Annotated in this window: 18 protein-coding genes and 1 tRNA gene; 13 read left to right on the plus strand and 6 right to left on the minus strand. The window is 63.1% G+C overall.

Going from position 1 to position 20,457, the window contains the following annotated elements:
• Positions 1 to 12: 12 nt before the first annotated feature.
• From ACCD07_RS18095 to ACCD07_RS18105, 3 genes are all read left to right on the plus strand, one after another.
• Positions 13 to 1,428, plus strand: a complete 1,416-nt coding sequence (locus ACCD07_RS18095) for a sulfatase (protein ID WP_413448155.1) — start codon at positions 13 to 15, stop codon at positions 1,426 to 1,428.
• A 305-nt stretch (positions 1,429 to 1,733) separates the two neighbouring features.
• Positions 1,734 to 3,260 (plus strand): tryptophan halogenase family protein, encoded by a 1,527-nt coding sequence (locus ACCD07_RS18100; protein ID WP_413448156.1) that lies wholly within the window; start codon positions 1,734 to 1,736, stop codon positions 3,258 to 3,260.
• Between the two features lie 100 nt (positions 3,261 to 3,360).
• Positions 3,361 to 6,405, plus strand: coding sequence for a TonB-dependent receptor (locus ACCD07_RS18105; RefSeq protein ID WP_176653715.1), 3,045 nt, complete (start codon positions 3,361 to 3,363; stop codon positions 6,403 to 6,405).
• Positions 6,406 to 6,413: 8 nt separating this feature from the next.
• Here ACCD07_RS18105 and ACCD07_RS18110 read toward each other — a convergent pair whose 3' ends face one another.
• Positions 6,414 to 7,043 carry a pyridoxamine 5'-phosphate oxidase family protein gene (locus ACCD07_RS18110; RefSeq protein ID WP_353402123.1) on the minus strand — a complete coding sequence of 210 codons (630 nt, stop codon included), beginning with the start codon at positions 7,041 to 7,043 and terminating at the stop codon, positions 6,414 to 6,416.
• Between the two features lie 120 nt (positions 7,044 to 7,163).
• On the opposite strand from ACCD07_RS18110, the gene ACCD07_RS18115 reads away from it, so the two are divergent.
• Complete coding sequence (locus tag ACCD07_RS18115; RefSeq protein WP_176653717.1) at positions 7,164 to 7,376, plus strand: ParD-like family protein; 213 nt, start codon at positions 7,164 to 7,166, stop codon at positions 7,374 to 7,376.
• Positions 7,373 to 8,140 carry a type I methionyl aminopeptidase gene (gene map / locus ACCD07_RS18120; RefSeq protein ID WP_413448157.1) on the plus strand — a complete coding sequence of 256 codons (768 nt, stop codon included), beginning with the start codon at positions 7,373 to 7,375 and terminating at the stop codon, positions 8,138 to 8,140. The genes ACCD07_RS18115 and map overlap by 4 nt, the downstream gene beginning before the upstream one ends.
• On the opposite strand, the gene ACCD07_RS18125 is transcribed toward map, so the two are convergent.
• The 3 genes from ACCD07_RS18125 to trxB form a co-directional block, all read right to left on the minus strand.
• Positions 8,137 to 8,775, minus strand: a complete 639-nt coding sequence (locus ACCD07_RS18125) for a trimeric intracellular cation channel family protein (protein ID WP_176653719.1) — start codon at positions 8,773 to 8,775, stop codon at positions 8,137 to 8,139. The two genes, map and ACCD07_RS18125, sit on opposite strands and share 4 nt — an antisense overlap.
• A 79-nt stretch (positions 8,776 to 8,854) precedes the next feature.
• Positions 8,855 to 9,523 carry a Smr/MutS family protein gene (locus ACCD07_RS18130; protein ID WP_413448158.1) on the minus strand — a complete coding sequence of 223 codons (669 nt, stop codon included), beginning with the start codon at positions 9,521 to 9,523 and terminating at the stop codon, positions 8,855 to 8,857.
• 3 nt (positions 9,524 to 9,526) lie between these two features.
• Positions 9,527 to 10,480, minus strand: coding sequence for a thioredoxin-disulfide reductase (gene trxB, locus ACCD07_RS18135; RefSeq protein WP_176653721.1), 954 nt, complete (start codon positions 10,478 to 10,480; stop codon positions 9,527 to 9,529).
• Positions 10,481 to 10,705: 225 nt separating this feature from the next.
• On the opposite strand from trxB, the gene ACCD07_RS18140 reads away from it, so the two are divergent.
• From ACCD07_RS18140 to ACCD07_RS18155, 4 genes are all read left to right on the plus strand, one after another.
• The gene (locus ACCD07_RS18140; RefSeq protein WP_176653722.1) at positions 10,706 to 13,099 is read left to right on the plus strand and encodes a DNA translocase FtsK; all 2,394 of its coding nucleotides are present in this window, start codon (positions 10,706 to 10,708) and stop codon (positions 13,097 to 13,099) included.
• A 15-nt stretch (positions 13,100 to 13,114) separates the two neighbouring features.
• Positions 13,115 to 13,747, plus strand: coding sequence for an outer membrane lipoprotein chaperone LolA (lolA, locus tag ACCD07_RS18145; RefSeq protein WP_176653723.1), 633 nt, complete (start codon positions 13,115 to 13,117; stop codon positions 13,745 to 13,747).
• 66 nt (positions 13,748 to 13,813) lie between these two features.
• Positions 13,814 to 15,121 (plus strand): replication-associated recombination protein A, encoded by a 1,308-nt coding sequence (locus ACCD07_RS18150; RefSeq protein ID WP_413448159.1) that lies wholly within the window; start codon positions 13,814 to 13,816, stop codon positions 15,119 to 15,121.
• Between the two features lie 79 nt (positions 15,122 to 15,200).
• Positions 15,201 to 16,034 carry an alpha/beta fold hydrolase gene (locus ACCD07_RS18155; RefSeq protein ID WP_413448160.1) on the plus strand — a complete coding sequence of 278 codons (834 nt, stop codon included), beginning with the start codon at positions 15,201 to 15,203 and terminating at the stop codon, positions 16,032 to 16,034.
• A gap of 4 nt (positions 16,035 to 16,038) precedes the next feature.
• On the opposite strand, the gene ACCD07_RS18160 is transcribed toward ACCD07_RS18155, so the two are convergent.
• The gene (locus tag ACCD07_RS18160; protein ID WP_176653728.1) at positions 16,039 to 16,452 is read right to left on the minus strand and encodes a hypothetical protein; all 414 of its coding nucleotides are present in this window, start codon (positions 16,450 to 16,452) and stop codon (positions 16,039 to 16,041) included.
• 67 nt (positions 16,453 to 16,519) lie between these two features.
• Positions 16,520 to 16,864 (minus strand): DUF2917 domain-containing protein, encoded by a 345-nt coding sequence (locus ACCD07_RS18165; protein WP_176653729.1) that lies wholly within the window; start codon positions 16,862 to 16,864, stop codon positions 16,520 to 16,522.
• 177 nt (positions 16,865 to 17,041) lie between these two features.
• Here ACCD07_RS18165 and ACCD07_RS18170 point away from each other — a divergent pair, with 177 nt between their 5' ends.
• From ACCD07_RS18170 to ACCD07_RS18185, 4 genes are all read left to right on the plus strand, one after another.
• A complete protein-coding gene (locus tag ACCD07_RS18170) occupies positions 17,042 to 18,463 on the plus strand; it encodes a PLP-dependent aminotransferase family protein (RefSeq protein ID WP_413448161.1) in 1,422 nt (473 codons plus the stop codon).
• 153 nt (positions 18,464 to 18,616) lie between these two features.
• Positions 18,617 to 18,814 (plus strand): hypothetical protein, encoded by a 198-nt coding sequence (locus ACCD07_RS18175; RefSeq protein WP_176653731.1) that lies wholly within the window; start codon positions 18,617 to 18,619, stop codon positions 18,812 to 18,814.
• 90 nt (positions 18,815 to 18,904) lie between these two features.
• Entirely contained in the window at positions 18,905 to 20,194 is a 1,290-nt protein-coding gene (gene serS, locus ACCD07_RS18180; RefSeq protein ID WP_176653732.1) for a serine--tRNA ligase, read from the plus strand.
• Positions 20,195 to 20,260: 66 nt separating this feature from the next.
• A tRNA-Ser gene (locus tag ACCD07_RS18185) sits at positions 20,261 to 20,350 on the plus strand.
• Positions 20,351 to 20,457 lie beyond the last annotated feature (107 nt).

Raw genomic sequence — 20,457 nt, forward strand, 5'->3', positions numbered from 1 at the left:
TGGAGACCAAGCATGACTGACCATACCCGCCGCAGCGTCCTGAAAACCTTGCCGGCCCTGGCGCTGGCTGGAGCGCTGCCGAACGTCTTCGGCGCCGGCAAGGAGCAGCCGAACATCCTCTTCATCCTGGCCGACGACCTCGGTCACGCCGACCTGGGCGTCTACGGCCAGACCGACTTCAAGACGCCGCACCTGGACCAGCTGGCCGGGCAGGGCATCCGCTTCACGCAGGCGTACGCCAATTCGGCCGTATGCTCGGCCACGCGTTTCGCGCTGATCACCGGCCGCTACCAGTACCGGCTGCGCGGCGGGCTGGAAGAGCCGATCGCCGGCGCTTCCGACACCATCGGCCTGCCGCGCACGCATCCGACCCTGCCGTCGCTGCTGAAGAAGCAGGGCTACGGCACGGCGCTGATCGGCAAGTGGCACCTGGGCTATCTGCCGACCTTCGGCCCGCTGAAGAGCGGCTACGACAGCTTCTTCGGCAACTACGGCGGCGCCATCGATTACTTCACGCACAAGCCGGGCGTCGGCCCGCAGGTGAAGGAGGATTTGTACGAGGGCGAAGTGCCGGTGCGGCAGATCGGCTACTACACCGATCTGCTGGGCGCGCGCGCCGTGGACTACGTCAACAAGCAGCAGGCCGGCAAGCCTTTCCTGCTGTCGCTGCATTACACGGCGCCGCACTGGCCGTGGGAGGGGCCGGGCGACGAGGCGGTCTCGCGCGACATCGACAACATCTTCCACTACGATGGCGGAGACCTGGCCACCTACGGCCGCATGGTCGAATCGCTGGACGCGTCGATCGGCCGCGTGCTGAAGGCGCTGGAAGACAAGGGGCTGGCGCAGAACACCATCGTCATCTTCACCAGCGACAACGGCGGCGAACGCTTCTCCAGGACCTGGCCGCTGACCGGGCAGAAGACCGAGCTGCTCGAAGGCGGCATCCGCGTGCCCGCCATCGTGCGCTGGCCGGCCAGGGTCAAGGCGGGGCAGGTGAGCGAGCAGGTGGCGATTTCCATGGACTGGCTGCCGACGCTGCTGGCCGCCGCCGGCGGCGCGCCCGATCCGCAATACCCGAGCGACGGCCAGAACCTGCTGCCTGTCCTGACCGGCCAGGCGGCCGACAACGAGCGCACGTTGCTGTGGCGCTACAAGGCCAACGCCCAGCGCGCCATCCGTTCCGGCAATTGGAAGTACCTGAAAATCGGCGGCAACGAATTCCTGTTCGACGTGGTCAAGGACCAGCGCGAGCGCGCCAACCTGGCCAAACGCCACCCCGAGGTGTTTGCGCAACTGAAGGCCAAGTGGGAGGCTTGGGACAAGGAGATGTTGCCAATTACCATCGATGTACGCACCCATGGTGTCAGTGGTAATGTGCAGGCGGATCGCTATGGAGTTCCGCCCGGAGGGAAAATTCCCGACTAAAGTTCAGAAATCCCCGCTTCGGCGGGGATTTTGTTTTGTCAAGCCTTGTTTAGCTGATACGGTTAAACAGCAACGTTTGGGAGATAATTATTTGTTCGTTGATCGAATTAATGTTAATTTCCAATCACCAGCACGCAGTTGCCGGACATATAAAAAAATACGGGAGACACACACATGAAAGTTTTACAGAAGACGGCCATTGCTATGGCCGCGGCCCAACTTGCCCCGGGATCCGGGGCATATGCAAAAGCCGCCCTTGGTTCGACCAAAAATGAAAACGTTGTCATAAAATGAGTGGCAACGACATGAATGGCGACGCGATCCGCAGGATCGTCATCGTGGGCGGCGGCACCGCCGGCTGGATGACGGCGGCCCCGCTGGCCCAGCGCCTGGCACGCCACCCGACCCAGCCCTGCGAGGTGACGCTGGTGGAATCGCCCGAGATCGGCACCATCGGCGTCGGCGAGGCGACCCTGCCCACGATCCGCGTCTACAACGAGGCGCTGGGCCTGGATGCCGACGACTTTGTCAGCAAGACCCAGGCCAGCTACAAGCTGGGCATCGAATTCAAGGACTGGGGCCACGTCGGCAACCGCTTCTTCCACGGATTTGGCGATTTCGGCCCGGCGCTGGCCGGCCTCGGCGCGCACCAGCACTGGCTGCGCCTGGCGCAGGCGTTCGACAAGATGCCGGATATGGAGAACTGGTCGATGCCCTCGATCATGGCGCGCCACGGCAAGTTCGTCCCGCCGAATGAGGAAACGCCCGGCATGACCGACGCCTATTCCTACGGCTTCCATTTCGATGCCAGCCTGTACGCCAGCTATCTGCGCGACTACGCCGTGGCGCGCGGCGCACTGCGCATCGAAGGCATGATCGTCGATGTCGAGCAGCATCCGGAGACCGGCTTCGTCACCGCCGTGAAACTGCGCGACGGCCGCCGCGTCGAAGGCGACCTGTTCATCGACTGCTCGGGCTTCCGCGGCCTGCTGATCGAAGGCGCGCTGAAGGCGGGCTACGAGGACTGGAGCGAGTACCTGCCCTGCAACAGCGCGCTGGCCGTGCCCTGCGCCTCGGTCCCGCAGCTGACGCCCTACACCCGCTCCACCGCGAAGGAAGCCGGCTGGGTCTGGCGTATCCCGCTGCAGCATCGCACCGGCAACGGCCACGTGTACAGCAGTGGCTTCACCAGCGACGAGCAGGCGCGCCGCGTGCTGCTCGACGGCCTCGACGGCGCCGCGCTGGACGAGCCGCGCCAGCTGCGCTTCGTCACCGGGCGGCGGCGCAAGTCCTGGGTCAAGAACGTGGTCGCGATCGGCCTGTCGGCCGGCTTCGTCGAGCCGCTGGAATCGACCAGCATCAACCTGATCGAAACGGCGGTGGGCAAGCTGCTCGAACTGTTCCCGGACCGCGATTGCGCGCCGGAGCTGGCCGACGAATTCAACCGCGTCATGGGCATCCGCTACGAATCGGTGCGCGACTTCATCATCCTGCACTACAAGCTGACCAAGCGCGACGATTCGGAATTCTGGCGCTACTGCGCCAACATGGCGATCCCCGACTCGCTGCGCCACCAGATCGAGCTGTTCCGCGCGACCGGACGCGTGGCGATCGTCGATCGCGGCGGCTTCGCCGAGCCCTCGTTCGTGGCGATGATGATGGGCCTCGGCGTGGTGCCGAAGCGCTACGACCCGCTGGCTGACCGCGTCGACATCCGCGTGGTGCACGGCCACTTCGCCGAACTGCGCGACCTGATCGCGCAGGCGGTGACGCGGATGCCGGAGCACGGCGCCTATGTCGCGAGCCAGGCTGCGGCGAGCGTTTCATCCTGATTACAAAACTTATGGAGGCATAAACTTTCGAACGAGTACTTATGAAAAGACCAGTGTCAGTTGTTAAATATAAAAACCACCTGTATGGGGGAGAGACAAATTGAGTAAGTTCCAAAAAACGGCGATCGCCGCCGCGGTCGCACAGGTTGTAGTGCTGCACATCAGCCCGGCATGGGCCCAAACGGCAGATACCGCCAGCGCCGGACCGGTCGTGGTGGTGAGCGGCCAGCGCGCCGCACTGCAATCCGCACAAAAACTCAAGCAGAATGCCGACGAAGTCGTCGATTCGATCGTCGCCGAAGACATCGGCAAGCTGCCGGACCGTTCGGTCACCGAAGTGCTGCAGCGTATCGCTGGCGTCACCATCGACCGCAACATGGCGGGCGACCCGAACCGTCAATCGGTCGAGGGCTCCGGCGTGTCCGTGCGCGGCCTGACTTACGTGCGTTCGGAAGTCAACGGCCGCGACGCGTTCTCGGCCGGTGGCGGCCGTTCGCTCGGCTTCTCCGACGTGGCGCCGGAACTGATGGCCGGCGTTGACGTCTACAAGAATCCGTCCGCGGAACAGATCGAAGGCGCTGTCGCCGGCCTGGTCAATCTGCGCACCGCCATGCCGTTCGACTACAAGGGCTTCAAGGGTACGGCCGGCGTGTCGGAATCCTATTCCACGCTGCGCAAGGGCGCACCATCCCCGACCGGCACGCTGCTGCTGTCGAACCGCTGGAACACCGGGCTCGGCGAGATCGGCGCCCTGATCGATATCGCCCATGCGAAGAGCCCCAGCCGGTCGGACGGCGTGGGCGTCGATCCGTACTTCCCGCACGTGAACTCCACCAACCCGGCCCTTTACGACCGCAACAAGACGCAATGGATACCGCTGGGCGTCGGCTATCGCTCGCAGGACTTCGACCGCACCCGCCGCGGCGACTATGCTGCCCTCCAGTGGCGGCCGAACAAAGACCTGACCGCCGCGCTGACCTACTTCAAGACCCGCTACAAGGAAGACCTGGACGAACACGTGGTGGCCTCGTCCGAAGACAAGTGGTACCAGCAGGTGGCCAGCGCCAACTCGGTGTTCGACAGCAAGGGCGCGTTCCAGAGCGGCACGATCTCGAACCCGACCTATGGCGGTTCCCCGTTCAACAGCTCGCAGCGCATCAACACGCGCGAATCCGCCACCCGCGACGTCGCCCTGAACGTCCAATGGCGCATCTCGCCGTCGCTGAGCTGGACCAATGACTTCCAGCATGTGCGTTCGACCACCGAGGGCTTCGACGCCGACGTGTCGACCGGCTTCATCCTGCCGAACCAGACCATGGACATGACCGGCAAGGTTCCGCAGATCAGCCTGGGTTCGGCGGCCTACATGGCCGACCCGAAAAACTACTACTGGGCCTATACCCAGGAAGCGCTGGACCACGCCACGGCCACCCAGAAAGCGTGGAAATCCGACGTCAAGTACTCGTTCGACGACCCGGTGCTGCGCGACATCCGCTTCGGCGTCCGCATGGCCGACCGCGAAGGCGAGAACAACAAGGCCCAGAAGTTCTACAACTGGCAGGCGATCACCTTCCCGTGGATGGAAGGCTGGCAGATCAACGGCGTTGCCCGCCTGAGCGATCCGCGCTTCGCCGGCGGCGCTTCGCTGCAGCAGATCGGCAACTTCTTCGGCGGCAAATACAACCTGCCGCCGATGCTGTTCGCGGACGCGGCGACGGTGCGCGGCTTCCCGGAGCAATGGAGCAAGATCCACGCTTACCACGACGTGCTGTGCGCCGAAAAAGGCTCGACCTGCGATCCATGGAAGCCGGCGACCTTCAACGACCCGGCCGCCACCAACACGCAGACCGAGAAGACCCGCGCCGCCTACACGCAGCTGCGCTTCGGCTGGGATGACCTCAAGTATCCGGTCGACGGCAACGTCGGCATCCGCTACGTGAGGACGCAAGGTTCCGGCAGCGGCTACGTCGCGTTCACCCCGCCGTCCGTCCCCGTCGTCGGCACCGGCGTCAACGTCAGCGGCCAGGACAAGCTGATCAACATCGCCGGCTTCGCGGAAGCGCAGTCGTTCAGCAACTCATACGGCAACTGGCTGCCGAGCCTGAACCTGCGCATGAAGGCCAACGACGAACTGCAATTCCGCTTTGCGGCGGCCAAGTCGATGTCGCGTCCGGACTTCAACCAGCTCCAGGTGCAGACGGCGCTGAGCGCCCAGCACCAGCAGACGGTCACCCGGGACGCAGCAGGCAACACGACGGCGGTGCGCTTCGACGGCACCACCCTGACCGGCACCAGCGACGGCAACCCGATGCTGAAGCCGATCACGTCGACCAACATCGACCTGACCGCCGAGTGGTACTTCGCCAAGGCCGGTTCGCTGACGTTCTCGGCCTTCAACAAGGACCTCAAGGACATCATCATCACGCAGAACTACGCGTACACGGCGAAGGATGTCACCGGCAAGCCGCAGACGTTCGTGGTCACCGGTCCGGTCAATGGCGCCAAGGGCTTTGCCCGCGGTTTCGAGATCGCCCACCAGCAGTACTACGATTTCGTACCAAATTGGCTGCGTGGCGTCGGCACGCAGGCAAGCTGGACCTACGTGTCGAGTGAGCGCACGCTGAAAGACCCTGTGGCCGAAGCATGGTGCTCGGGTAACGATGCGTCCTCCAACTTCAACCTGAGCATCAACGGTTGCGATACCGATGCGCGTCCATTCGGCAAGACTGCGCTGCCGGGCCTGTCCCGCCACACGATCAACCTGGCGCTCATGTACGAGCAGAACGGCCTGTCGCTGCGTCTGGCCTACAACTGGCGCTCGCGTTACCTGCTGGGTGTGAACCAGTGGGGCAGCCGTGGCAACAACGGCCTGAACACGAATCCGGACGCTGGTGCGGGCAAGTACCTGATCCCGACGACCAACAACGATCAGGCCTATGGCCTGCCGTTGTACCAGGCGGCGTACGGTCAGGTGGACGCGTCGGTCTTCTATGACTTCACGAGCAAGTTCCGTGTCGGACTGGAAGCGACCAACCTGACCAACTCGTACACGCGTCAGATCATGGAGCAGCATGCGGGCGACTTCACCCGTCAGGTCTTCATGAGCGGTCCGCGCTACACGCTGTTGGCACAGTACTCGTTCTAACGAGCGGGTTAGTAAAGGGTGGCGCGCTGACGTTCGGGCAATTGCCTGTCGTATTGCGCGCCATCGATGGCGTTACCGCTGAGTGCCGCAAGGATGGTTCCGGCACTCGGCAGTTCGCTGTCGCGCTGGCTCGACGCGGCGTCCCAAAGATGCGAACGCAGGATGGCGCGGGCGCATTGGAAGAACACGGATTCAACCTTCACCACCAGGACGCACTTCGGCGTCTTGCCATCGACCGCGAAACGTTCCAGCAAGTCCGGCGCGACCACTATGCTGGCGCGGCCGTTGACGCGCAGGGTTTCGCCGTGACCGGGTATCAGGAACAGCAACGCGACGCGCGGGTCCTCGACGATATTGCGCAGGCTGTCGATGCGATTGTTTCCGCGGCGCTCGGGTATCAGCAGCGTCGTCTCATCTTCCACCACCACGAAACCGGGCGCATCGCCGCGCGGCGATGCATCGAGACCATGCGGGCCGCTGGTGGCCAGCACGAAAAATGGCGAAGCCTTGATCAGCGCCCCGTAATGCGGATGGATGAACGCGACCTCCTTGGAGACGGACGCGGCGGCGGGCGCGTCGAACAAACCCTCTAGTGCGCTGATGCTGGTGATCGTGAACTGGTCTGAGTAGTCAGCCATGGCGGCGCCCCTAAAATGCAAAAAAACAAATTTTCTCATAGTCGAGGGCATTTCCGTCCCCTTGCGCGTTTGCGCTGGATGGGTATATGATTCGTATACGTTTCGTATATAGGATTAAATATGGGCATTGTGAACATCGACGATGAGCTGCACGACCAGATACGCAAGGCGAGTTCCGTGGCCTGCCGATCAATCAATGCGCAAGCCGCCTTCTGGATCAAGATCGGCATGCTGTGCGAAATGAATCCTACGCTGGCTTTCAACGAGATCGTTGTGCGGGAACTCAGGGCCGCCGGCGTGGACGCCCAGGCTGTCAGGGGAGCTCTGACATGACCAAGCGGCCGGAAGAAATCGCGCTGATGGCGGAGTCGGGCAAGCTGCTGGCAAGTGTATTTGCTCGCCTGGATCAATTGAGTCTGATCGGCATGTCCACCATGCAGGTGAATGACATGGTCGACAGTTTCATCGTCAATGAACTCGATGCGCGTCCCGCGAGCAAGGGGCAGTACGGCTATGCCTTCGCGCTGAACTCCTCGCCTAACCACGTCGTTTGCCACGGCGTTCCGTCGCCGGCGGATATCCTGAGGAACGGCGATATCGTGAATTTCGACATCACGCTGGAAAAGAACGGATTTATCGCCGACTCCAGCAAAACCTATTTCGTCGGCGAAGTGTCGCCATTGGCCAGGCGGCTGGTGCAGGTGACTTATGAAGCCATGTGGCGGGGCATCAAAGCGGTCCGCCCAGGCGCCAGGCTTGGCGATGTGGGCCATGCCATCGAGCGTCACGCCCGGCGAAACGGCTACTCGGTGGTCAGGGAGTATTGCGGACACGGCATCGGTCGCGAGATGCACGAAGCTCCGCAAGTGCTGCACTGGGGGAAGCCGCAAACCGGACTGGTGCTGCGGGAGGGCATGGTGTTCACCATCGAGCCGATGCTAAACCAGGGGCGTCGCGCCGTTCACACCGAAGATGACGGCTGGACGGTCGTGACGACAGACGGGAAGTTGTCCGCGCAGTTCGAGCATACGGTGGCCGTGACCCACAACGGCGTGCAGGTCCTGACCTTGCGCGCCGAGGAAAGACTGCCTGTTTAGTTCTTGTGGTAGTGCAGGTGCAGCTCGAACTTCCATGTCACCAGCCGCAGGATGGTGATGAACGCGGCGCTGGCCCACAGCGCGAAGTCGTCGGAGACGTCGGTGTACTGCAGGCCGATGTACATCCAGCAGCCGAAGAAGGCGCAGATGGCGTAGGGTTTGCCGTCGCGGAAGACCATCGGCACTTCGTTGCAGACGATGTCGCGCAGCACGCCGCCGAAGATGCCGGTGATGACGCCCATCATCGAGGCGATGAACAGCGGCATGTGTGCTGCCTGCGCCTGCGACACACCGGCCACGGCGAACAGGCCCAGGCCGATGGCGTCGGCGATCACGATCAGGCGTTCGGACAGGATCTGGCGCAAGGTGCGCATCAGCGGCGAGGCCACCAGCGCCAGGATGAAGATCAGGATCGCGTATTCCTGGTGCATGACCCAGAACAGCGGGCGCCGGTCGAGCAGGATGTCGCGCAGGGTGCCGCCGCCGAACGCGGTGATGAAGGCCACCGTGAACACGCCGACCACGTCCATCTTCTTGCGGCGCGCTTCGACGAAGCCCGAAAACGCCCCCACCAGGATAGCCACGATCTCGATGACGGTGATCAGGGAAACGTGCGGAACCGGGACGTGCTTCATGTAGGCTACGGACAAAGTGATGATGTCCGTAGGTTAACATGACAAACAGTCACCGTGTGAGATTGTTTCTCGCCAGGAATTAATAGCGTTGCGGTTGCAGCGCGGCACGCAGCAAAACGATCAACGCGCCTTCGCCGCCTTCGTTGTTGCGCGCCTGGCAGAACGCCACCACCTCTTTTTGCACCAGCCAGCTGTGCACCATCGACTTGAGCACCGGCTCCTGGCCGCGCGAACCGAAGCCGCGGCCGTGGATCACGCAGACGCAGCGGTGGTTGCGCTGGGCCGAGCGGGTCAGGAAGGCGCCGAGCGCGTCGCGCGCCTGGTCGCGGTTCATGCCGTGCAGATCCAGCTCGTCCTGCACCGGCCAATGGCCCTTGCGCATCTTCTTCATCACGTCCGGCCCGACGCCCGGAGCGCTGTAGTTCAGCGCCGGATCGTCTTCCAGGTAGTGATCGACTTCAAACAGGTCGGACAGCGACTCGCGCAGCACGGCCGCGTCGTCCTCGGCCTGCGTCAGCTTGCGGGCCGGCGCGGCGGCCGTGGCGGCCGACTTCGGCAGCGACGGCACGTAGCGGTCCGACACCGGCATGCGCTTGACGCCGCCCAGGCTGGTCTGGAAGATATTCGCTTCCGCCGCCCGCGTCTTTTCCTGCTTGACGCGCTCCGCCTCGGCGGCGGCGCGCGTCTCGGCCTGTTCCTTGAGCTGCTTGCTCAGGGATTTGAGGTCGGCGAAGTCTTTCAGTCCCACTGTTTACTCCTGGCCTTCCAGGTAGCGCTGCGCGTCCAGCGCGGCCATGCAGCCGGTGCCGGCGCTGGTGATCGCCTGGCGATAGATGTGGTCCTGCACGTCGCCGGCGGCAAACACGCCCGGCACGCTGGTGGCGGTGGCCATGCCTTCGGTGCCGGTCTTGGTCTTGATGTAGCCGTTGTGCATGTCCAGCTGGCCTTCGAAGATGCCGGTGTTCGGCTTGTGGCCGATGGCGATGAACAGGCCGTGCACGGTCACGTCGGTGACGGCGCCGTTGTCGGTCGACTGGATCTTGATGCCGGTGACGCCGCTGTCGTTGCCCACCACTTCCTGCAGCGTGTGGTTGTACTTGATGACGATCTTGCCTTCGGCGACCTTGGCGTTCAGGCGGTCGATCAGGATCGCTTCGGCGCGGAACTTGTCGCGGCGGTGGATCAGCGTGACCTTGGTGGCGATGTTCGACAGGTACAGCGCTTCCTCGACGGCGGTGTTGCCGCCGCCGACCACGGCCACTTCCTGGCCGCGATAGAAGAAGCCGTCGCAGGTGGCGCAGGCCGACACGCCCTTGCCCATGAACGCCTGCTCCGACGGCAGACCCAGGTACTGCGCCGAGGCGCCGGTCGAGATGATCAGCGTGTCGCAGGTGTATTCATGGCTGTCGCCGATCAGGCGGATCGGTTTTTCCTGCAACTTAACCGTATGGATGTGGTCGAACACGATGTCGGTATTGAAACGCTCGGCGTGCTGCAGGAAGCGCTGCATCAGGTCCGGGCCTTGCACGCCCATCGGGTCGGCCGGCCAGTTTTCCACGTCGGTGGTGGTCATCAGCTGACCGCCTTGCTCGACACCCGTCACCAGCATCGGCTTCAGGTTGGCGCGGGCCGCGTAGATGGCTGCGCTGTAGCCGGCTGGGCCGGAACCGAGGATTAGTACACGAGCGTGTTTAGCAGTGGTCATGGAAGGCTTCTTAAAAATATGTTGGATTAATCCGAATTTGGGGGCATTTGCGATCACGGCAAGGGCGGCGGTAGGGCAGTCGCTATTGCATTCACGCAGGCAATACAAGATTATAGTGCAAGCAGCGGCCCGGCATGAATCGAAGGGCCTGTTCCGTCCCATATGCCTTAGAATAGCCGCATGTGAATATTTACTGGCCGATAACGTTGCAACACCTTTATACCTATGAGCAGTAAAAAAGTTCAGGAACGACTGCCAAAAGCCAGTTCTCAGGGCGCCTCGTCCGCCTATACCCGCACCCCGACCGAGCGCCAGCCCCTGCCAAACCGGCTGGTTCGGCTGCTGTCCGAGGCGCGCTGGCTGGCGCTGGCCGTGCTGGGATTGTATTTCGTGCTGATTTTGGCCACGTACAGCAAGGTCGACCCAGGCTGGTCGCATGAGACGGTGGTAACCAAGGTCGTCAATATGGGAGGGCGCGCCGGTGCCTGGCTGTCGGATTTGTTGCTGTATATCTTTGGCATTTCGGCCTGGTGGTGGGCGTTCTGCCTGTTGCGTCTCGTGTGGCAGGGCTATCGCGGGCTGACTCAGAAGTTCGTGATGTCCCGGGAACCCGATCCGGAGCACGCGCAGGAACCCTTGATCCGCGCGATCGGCTTCGTGCTGTTGTTTATCGGCAGTGTCGGCCTCGAATTCTTACGCTTGCGCACCCTGACCAGCCATATGCAACTGCCGCGCACCTCGGGCAGCGTGCTCGGCGAGCTGATCGGCCATTCGGCCCACGTGGCCTTCGGCTTCACCGGCGCGACCCTGCTGCTGCTGCTGCTGTTCGGGCTGGGCCTGAGCCTGTTCTTCCATGTCTCGTGGCTTACCCTGGCCGAGCGCATCGGCGGCGGCATCGAGATGATCATCGAGTGGTTCGTGCAGCGCTACCAGTACCGCGAAGACCGTCGCCAGGGCGAGGTTGCCGCCGTCAAGCGCGAGGAAGTGGTGGTCATCGAGCGCGCCAAGCACGTCGAGAAGCATCCGGTGGCGGCGCCGCCGGTCAAGATCGAGCCGCAGGTGGTCACCGTGGTCAAGTCCGAGCGGGTGGAGAAGGAACGCCAGGCCAACCTGTTCCAGGACCTGAGCGGCGACAGCCAGCTGCCGGCCCTGTCCCTGCTGGACGAGGCGGCCGAGGTGCAGGAAACCGTATCCATCGAGACGCTGGAATTCACCAGCCGCCTGATCGAGAAGAAACTGTCGGACTTCGGCGTGGAGGCCAAGGTGGTGGCCGCGTATCCGGGCCCGGTCGTGACCCGCTACGAGATCGAGCCTGCCACCGGCGTCAAGGGCAGCCAGATCGTCGGCCTGGCGCGCGACCTGGCGCGTTCGCTGTCGCTGACGTCGATCCGCGTGGTCGAGACCATTCCGGGCAAGAACTACATGGCGCTGGAACTGCCGAATCCGAAGCGCCAGATCGTGCGCCTGAGCGAGATCGTCGGCTCCAAGGTCTACAATGACAATCCGTCGCCGCTGACCGTGGCGCTGGGCAAGGACATCGCCGGCAAGGCCGTCGTGGCCGACCTGGCCAAGATGCCGCACTTGCTGGTGGCCGGTACCACCGGCTCGGGCAAGTCGGTGGGCATCAACGCCACCATCCTGTCGCTGCTGTACAAGTCCGACCCGGCCGACGTGCGCATGATCCTGATCGATCCGAAGATGCTGGAGATGTCGGTGTACGAAGGCATTCCGCACCTGCTGGCGCCGGTGGTGACCGATATGCGCCAGGCCGGCCACGCGCTGAACTGGGCGGTCAACGAGATGGAGCGCCGCTACAAGCTGATGTCCAAGCTGGGCGTGCGTAACCTGGCCGGCTACAACGCCAAGATCGCCGAGGCCAAGAAGAAGGAGGAACACATCCCGAATCCGTTCAGCCTGACGCCGGATTCGCCGGAGCCGCTGGAAAAGCTGCCGACCATCGTCATCATCATCGACGAGCTGGCCGACCTGATGATGGTGGTCGGCAAGAAGGTGGAAGAGCTGATCGCCCGTATCGCGCAAAAGGCCCGCGCGGCAGGTTTGCACTTGATCCTGGCGACGCAGCGCCCATCTGTGGACGTGATCACCGGCCTGATCAAGGCCAACATCCCGACCCGTATCGCGTTCCAGGTGTCGTCGAAGATCGACTCCCGTACCATTCTGGACCAGATGGGCGCGGAAACGCTGCTCGGCATGGGCGACATGCTGTACATGCCGCCGGGCACGGGCTTGCCGGTGCGGGTGCACGGCGCCTTCGTGTCGGATGAAGAGGTGCACCGCGTGGTCAAGCACCTGAAGACCACGGGCGAGCCGAATTATATTGAAGGCATCCTCGAAGGCGGCACGCTGGAAGGCGAAGCCGGCGGCGGCGATGCCGTGGCGGGCGAGGGCGGCGGCGAGGCCGATCCGATGTACGACCAGGCGGTGCAGGTGGTGCTGAAAAACCGCCGGGCCTCGATCTCGCTGGTGCAGCGCCATCTGCGCATCGGCTACAACCGCGCGGCGCGTTTGCTGGAACAAATGGAAAATAGCGGAGTCGTCTCCGCCATGCAGTCGAACGGCAACCGCGACATTCTGGTGCCGGCTGCCAGTGCAGAATAAAAAAGGATAAACCGTATGATGCGTTTCAAGAATGTGGCAATGCTGACCGCCGGCCTGTTGGCCGCGGCCTTTGCCCAGGCCAGCGCGCTGGAGCAGTTCAAGTCGTTCGTCGCCTCGACCAAGGCCGCCAAGGGCGAGTTCACGCAGCGCCAGGTCAAGAACACCAACGGCGAGGCGCCCAAGGTGTCGACGCCGGCCAGCGGCACCTTCGTGTTTGCCCGCCCGGGCAAATTCATCTGGACCTACGTCAAGCCCTACGACCAGGTGCTGCAGGCCGACGGCGACAAACTGTACATCTTCGACAAGGACCTGAACCAGGTCACCGTGAAGAAGCTGGGCGACGCGCTGGGCTCGTCGCCGGCGGCGATCCTGTTCGGCAGCAACGACCTGGAAAAGAACTTCACGCTGTCCGAAGGCGGCACGAAGGAAGGCCTGGAATGGCTGAAGGCCGTGCCGAAAGCCAAGGACACCAGTTTCGAGCAGATCACCATCGGCCTGCGCAACGGCTTGCCGGAAGCGATGGAGCTGAAGGATTCCTTCGGCCAGACCTCGGTGCTGTCGTTCAAGGGCATCGAGAAAAATCCTGCGCTGACTGCGACGAGTTTTAAATTCGTCATGCCGAAGGGCGCGGACGTATTCAATAATTAAGAACCTGCAGTCGCGGGCGCCGACGCCGCAGCTGCGACGCTGCGGCGTTTTTCCATTGTAAAGACCATGGCTGATTTATTTTCCACTGAACCGCGCCAGCCGCTGGCCGAAGCGCTGCGGCCCAAGACGCTGGACGACGTCATCGGACAGCATCACCTGCTGGGGCCGGGCAAACCGCTGCGCCTGGCGTTTGAGTCGGGCCAGCCGCATTCGATGATCCTGTGGGGCCCGCCGGGCGTGGGCAAGACCACGCTGGCGCGGCTGACCGCCAACGCCTACGAGTGCGAGTTCATCGCCTTGTCGGCCGTGTTCTCGGGCGTCAAGGATATCCGCGCCGCGATGGAGCAGGCCCAGCACAACCTGGACATGGGCAAGCACACCATCCTGTTCGTCGACGAGATCCACCGCTTCAACAAGTCGCAGCAGGACGCGCTGCTGCCGTACGCCGAATCGGGCCTGGTCACGCTGATCGGCGCGACCACGGAGAACCCTTCGTTCGAGGTCAACTCGGCATTGCTGTCGCGCTCGCAGGTCTACGTGCTGCATTCGTTCAACGAAGAGGAACTGCGCCAGCTGGTCGACAAGGCGCGCGCCAAGGTGCTGACGCATCTGGAATTCGAAGACGCCGCCATCGACACGCTGATCGGCTATGCCGACGGCGACGGCCGTCGCCTGCTGAACCTGCTGGAACAAACCAGCACGGCGGCCAACGCGGCCAAGACCAACAAGATCACGGCCGAGTTCATCCAGAACGCGCTGACGCTGAACGCGCGCCGCTTCGACAAGGGCGGCGACAATTTCTACGACCAGATCTCGGCGCTGCACAAGTCGGTGCGCGGCTCGAATCCGGACGCGGCGCTTTACTGGCTGTGCCGCATGCTCGACGGCGGCGCCGACGCCAAATACCTGTCGCGCCGCATCGTGCGGATGGCGTGGGAAGACATCGGCCTGGCCGATCCGCGCGCGATGCAGCTGGCCAACGACGCGGCCGCCACCTACGAGCGCCTCGGTTCGCCGGAAGGCGAGCTGGCGCTGGGGCAGGCGGTGATCTACCTGGCGATCGCGGCCAAGAGCAACGCTGGCTACAACGCCTTCAACCAGGCGATGGCCTTCGTCAAGAAAGACAAGTCGCGCGAAGTGCCGGTCCACCTGCGCAACGCGCCGACCAAGCTGATGAAGGAACTGGGCTACGGCCACGAGTACCGCTACGCCCACGACGAGCCGCATGCCTATGCGGCCGGCGAAACCTACTTCCCCGACGACATGCGCGAACCCGGCTGGTACCAGCCCGTCCCGCGCGGCCTGGAAAGCAAGGTCGCCGACAAGATGGCCTTCCTGCGCAAGCTCGACGAGGACGCCGGCAAGAAATCTTAGTGGCTCTTCCTAATATCTTTTGCAGCCAGCAGATGTTGTAAGATAAAGCATTGATGAAACTGGCTAGGCGAGGAACGGTATGCAGCAGGTAATAAAGGTCGATGGAATCGAGGTCTACATAGAGGGAGAGGGCACAGAGACCATCGTGATGATTCATGGCTGGCCAGACACCCACCGCGTGTGGGACGCGCAGGTGGAGGAGCTCAAGCAGCGCTATCGCTGCGTGCGCTTCACCTTGCCGGGGTTCGACATCACCAAGCCGCGCCGCTCGTATTCGCTGGACGGCACCATCCGCTTCATCTCGTACGTCGTCAACAGCGTCAGCCAGAAGCAGAAGGTAATCCTGATGCTGCACGACTGGGGCTGCATGTTCGGCTACGAATATTACATGCGCAACAAACAGGCGGTGTCGGCCATCATCGGCGTCGACATCGGCGATGCGCAGTCGAAGGCGGTGCAGCGCTCGCGCACGCTGTCGCAAAAGATGATGGTCAACGGCTACCAGGGCACGCTGGCGCTGGCCTGGGCCATCGGCGGGCCGATCGGCAACATCATGACGCGCACGATGGCGCGCATCCTGGGTGTGCCGTCGCCGAAGGAATTCATCAGCGCCAAGATGAACTTCCCGTACTACATCGCCGCCGCCGGCGAATCCGGTTCCTACCGTTCGCTGGTGCCGTTCGTGCCCAAGGTGCCGATGCTGTTCATTTTCGGCGCCAGGAAACCATTCATGTTCCATTCGGACGCATGGGCGGACAAGCTGGCGCAAAAAGAGGGCTGCAAGGTTGTGGCCTTCAACACCGACCACTGGCCGATGCTGCGCCAGCCCGAGCGGTTCAATCAACTGGTGATGGGATGGCTGGAAAAACCGGCCGACAACGACGAAGCCGCCGAGGAAAACGCGGCGGCCTGATTGATTAGCGCAGGCGGATAGGTTTCACGTACGGAGCGAACGGCGGCGCCGGCAGCTGCACCGAGGCGTAGGCCTGGCGGAAGCACGCGGCCTTGCTGTTTTCGACGTCGGTGGTGCTGCTTACGACTTTGCCGCTGGCGTCCAGCGTCAGGATGATTACCACTGGATACTTGGACATGTCGTGGCAGTTGCCGCGCTCGTCCAGTTTCTGCGCCTTGTTGTAGTTGATCGAGATCTCTTCGTACTTGCTCGCCTTGTCGTTCGGGAACTGGGCGTTGAACTTGGCCATCTCGCCGGCAAAGGCCGGATTGGCCGGTGGCGGTGCCTCATCCTTCGGCGGGCCGCCCATGGTCGAGCAGCCTGCTGCGGCAATCATCAGGGCGCCGATGGCGCCGATTTTCAGAAATGGTGTTTTCAAACTATTCTCCTCGGGTGTCTGTATTGTTGACGTATCGTACATAGTCCGAGGATTTCATGGCGCACGATTAGTTGCGTAGGTGAAATCCTACAGCCAGCAAGCCGTGCAGTTCAGTGGCGAATTTATGTTTGAAGGCGGCCCATCCATGCGGCACCTCGGTGTCGGCCGGCAGGCGCACCCGCACCACGCCCGAGCCGGCGGCGTCGATCAGCATCAGGCCGTTGTTGGGGACCTCGAAGCATTGCCCCTGGCGCAGCATGAAGTCGGTGTTCTCGCCGTAGGCGGTGATCCAGGCGGTGCCGTCCAGGCATTCGACATAGCGGCCCGCCGCGTGGGCGATCCGCAGTGGATGGTTTTCCGTCAGGCGGTATTCCGCCTGGCCCTGCGATACTGCGAGTAATTCCGGTTGCATGGCTGCCTCCTGCTGTGGTGAATCATGAAATCAGAATACGCAGCGGCGGCCGACCATAACAGATGCAATAAAACGAAATTGTTACCGTCACAAAGCGGTTTTGGCTAAACTGTCATGGTCGAAATTTGCGGTCGCTGTACCTGTCGCGGCAGGGCGGGGCGGGCGCACAATAACAAAATGTCCACCTCACTGAACCTGTACGAGCATCTGGCCAACGAGCTGGGCGGCCTGATCGCCAGCCGCGTGTTCGCGCCGGGCGACCGCCTGCCGTCGATCCGCCACCTGGCGCAGCAGAAGCGGCTGTCGGTCAGCACCGTGATGCAGGCGCTGCGGCTGATGGAGGACCGCGGCCTGGTCGACGCCAAGCCGCAGGCCGGCTATTACGTGCGCCACCGCCAGCGCATGATGGCGGTGATGCCCGATGCCGGGCATTTGCAGGAGCCGGCCTATGTCGGCATCAACAACCTGCTGATGCGGATACTGAAGGCCAACGAGGACCCCAGCGTCGTGCAGCTGGGCTCGGCGTGGCCGGTGGACGAACTGCTGCCGTTGAAGCGCATGCAAAAGACCGTGGCCGCCGTCGCCCGGCGCGATCAAAGCCTGCTGAGCACGGTCAGCTGCTACGAGACCAACCACCCGGATTTCAGCCGCCAGATCGAGCGCCGCGCGCTGGACTGGGGACGGATCGACCCCGGCGAAATCGTCGTCACCGGCTCCTGCACCGAGGCGATCAGCCTGTGCCTGCGCGCCGTGGCCAGGGCCGGCGACACCATCGCCATCGAATCGGCCACGTATTTCGTGCTGCTGCAGCTGATCGAGTCGCTGGGCATGAAGGCGCTGGAGATCCCGACCCATCCGAAGACCGGCCCGTCCATCGACGCGCTGGAGGTGGCGCTGAACGCCGGCCTGGTGCAGGCCGTGCTGCTGATCCCGAACGCCAACAACCCGCTGGGCTGCGTCATGCCGGAGGCGAACAAGCAGCGGCTGGCGGCGCTGCTGTCGCGCCACGACATTCCGCTGATCGAGGACGACGTCTATACCGACCTGTGCTTTACGCCGCAGCGGCCTTGGCCGGTCAAGGCCTACGACACCAGCGGCAACGTCATGCTGTGCTCATCGTTCTCCAAGGCGGTCAGCCCCGGCGCGCGGGTCGGCTACGTGCTGGCGGGGCGCTACGCGCAGGATATCGCCTTGCTGAAGGTGGTGTCCAGCGGCGCCAACAGCCACTTCTTCCAGGCCGTGCTGGCCGATTTCCTGACCGGCAGCGCCTACGAGATCCAGCTGCGCAAGATGCGCCGCGCGCTGTCGCAGCGCATCGCCCGCATGTCCGACGCCATCTGCGGCAGCTTCCCGCACGAGTGCACGGTGTCCGAGCCGCAGGGCGGCTTCGTGCTGTGGGTCAGCCTGCCGCAGCAGGTGGACGCGCTGGCGCTGCACCACGTGGCGATAGAGCGGGGCGTGGCCTTCATGCCGGGCCAGCTGTTCTCCGCCTCCGGCAAGCACGGCAATTACATCCGCCTCAACTGCGGCAACGCCTGGAGCCCGCGCGTGGAGGCGGCCATCGCCACGCTGGGCGAGCTGGTGCATCGCGCCGCCTGAATATTTCATTTCCCACCCGTTTTTTGCACTTCAGACGCCGTTTCCGGCGTTTCGTCGCTTGCCGGTGGCTGCCCATACGGCCTTTAGGTACAGTACAACCATACCAAGCAGCCTTAGTAAGTAACCGAAACCAACCACCTGAAGGAGCACATCATGAACATCGCTAAAAACATGGAAATCATCTTCGTCGCCGCTACCGTACTGGCCGCCGCCACGAGTTTCGCCACTGCCGCCGACGCTCCCGTCGCTCCGGTCGCGCCAGCCGCCAAAGTCGCCGTGTCGACCGCCAAGATGCAAGTCGTCACCGTGACTGCCAAGCGCCTGACCGCCGCCGAAAAAGCAGCCCTGTAATTCCGCCAGCCGGCGGGCTGTTCAAAACTCGCAAGGAAGTGGCATCCTCTTGGTACAATTGACGTTTTCGATACAACGGCATTTGTTCCCATGATTGATATCCAACTTCTCCGTAAAGACATAGCCAACGTCGCCGCGCGCCTGGCGACCCGCAAGTTCCAGCTCGATGTGGACGCGTTCAACGCCCTCGAAGCCGAACGCAAAGCGATCCAGACGCGCACCGAAGAGCTGCAGGGCAAGCGTAACTCGCAGTCCAAGCTGATCGGTATGATGAAGGGCAAGGGCGAAGACACCACCGCCCTGATGGCGGAAGTGGCCGGTCTGGGCGACGAGCTCAAGGCCAACGAAACGGGGCTGGCCGCCGTGCAGGCCAAGCTGGCCGATTTCATGCAGGCGATTCCCAACCTGCCGCACGAATCGGTCCCGGTTGGGACGGATGAAGCGGGCAACGTCGAAGTGCGCAAAGTCGGCACGCCGCGCGCCTTTGAATTCGAAGTGAAAGACCACGTCGACGTCGGTGGCCCGCTGGGCCTGGACTTCGATGTCGCGACCAAGCTGACCGGCTCGCGCTTCTCGGTGATGAAAGGCGGCATCGCCCGTCTGCACCGCGCCTTGGCGCAGTTCATGCTGAACACCCACACCGACGAGCATGGCTACACCGAGTGCTACACGCCGTACATGGTCAACGCCGATTCGCTGCGCGGCACCGGCCAGCTACCGAAGTTCGAAGCCGACCTGTTCTCGGTGAAAAAAGGCGGCGCCGAAGGCGAGGGCGAAAACTTCTACCTGATCCCGACCTCGGAAGTCACGCTGACCAACCTGGTGCGCGACGAGATCGTTGCCGCCGACACGCTGCCGCTGAAGATGACCGCGCATACGCCGTGCTTCCGCTCGGAGGCGGGCAGCTACGGCCGCGATACCCGCGGCATGATCCGCCAGCACCAGTTCGACAAGGTCGAGATGGTGCAGGTGGTGCATCCGGACACCTCGTACGCGGTGCTGGACGAGATGGTCGGCCATGCGGAAACCATCCTGCAACGCCTGGGCCTGCCGTACCGCGTAATGTCGCTGTGCACCGGCGACATGGGCTTCGGCGCCACCAAGACTTATGACCTGGAAGTGTGGCTGCCGGCGCAGAACACCTACCGCGAGATTTCGTCGCTGTCGAACTGCGAAGCCTTCCAGGCGCGCCGCATGCAGGCGCGTTTCCGCAACGCCCAGGGCAAGCCGGAACTTCTGCACACCCTGAACGGCTCTGGCCTGGCGGTCGGCCGCACGCTGGTCGCCGTGCTGGAAAACTACCAGCAGGCGGATGGTTCGGTGGAGATCCCGGCGGTGCTGCGTCCGTACATGGGCGGATTAACGCATCTGAAGGCGTAAATACTCCTTCCCTTTTCCCAACGGCCTGCTATAATCTTGCCTTCTCGCAGCAGCCGGTGGGAAAACGGAGAGGTGGCAGAGTGGTCGAATGTACTTGACTCGAAATCAAGCGTAGGGGCGACCCTACCGTGGGTTCGAATCCCACCCTCTCCGCCACATAACGCTGCTGATAGAAATGTACCACCAGGAGAGGTGGCAGAGTGGTCGAATGTACTTGACTCGAAATCAAGCGTAGGGGCGACCCTACCGTGGGTTCGAATCCC

Origin of the sequence: Duganella sp. Dugasp56, assembly GCF_047304105.1 — a bacterium.
Classification (GTDB): domain Bacteria; phylum Pseudomonadota; class Gammaproteobacteria; order Burkholderiales; family Burkholderiaceae_D; genus Rugamonas; species Rugamonas hordei.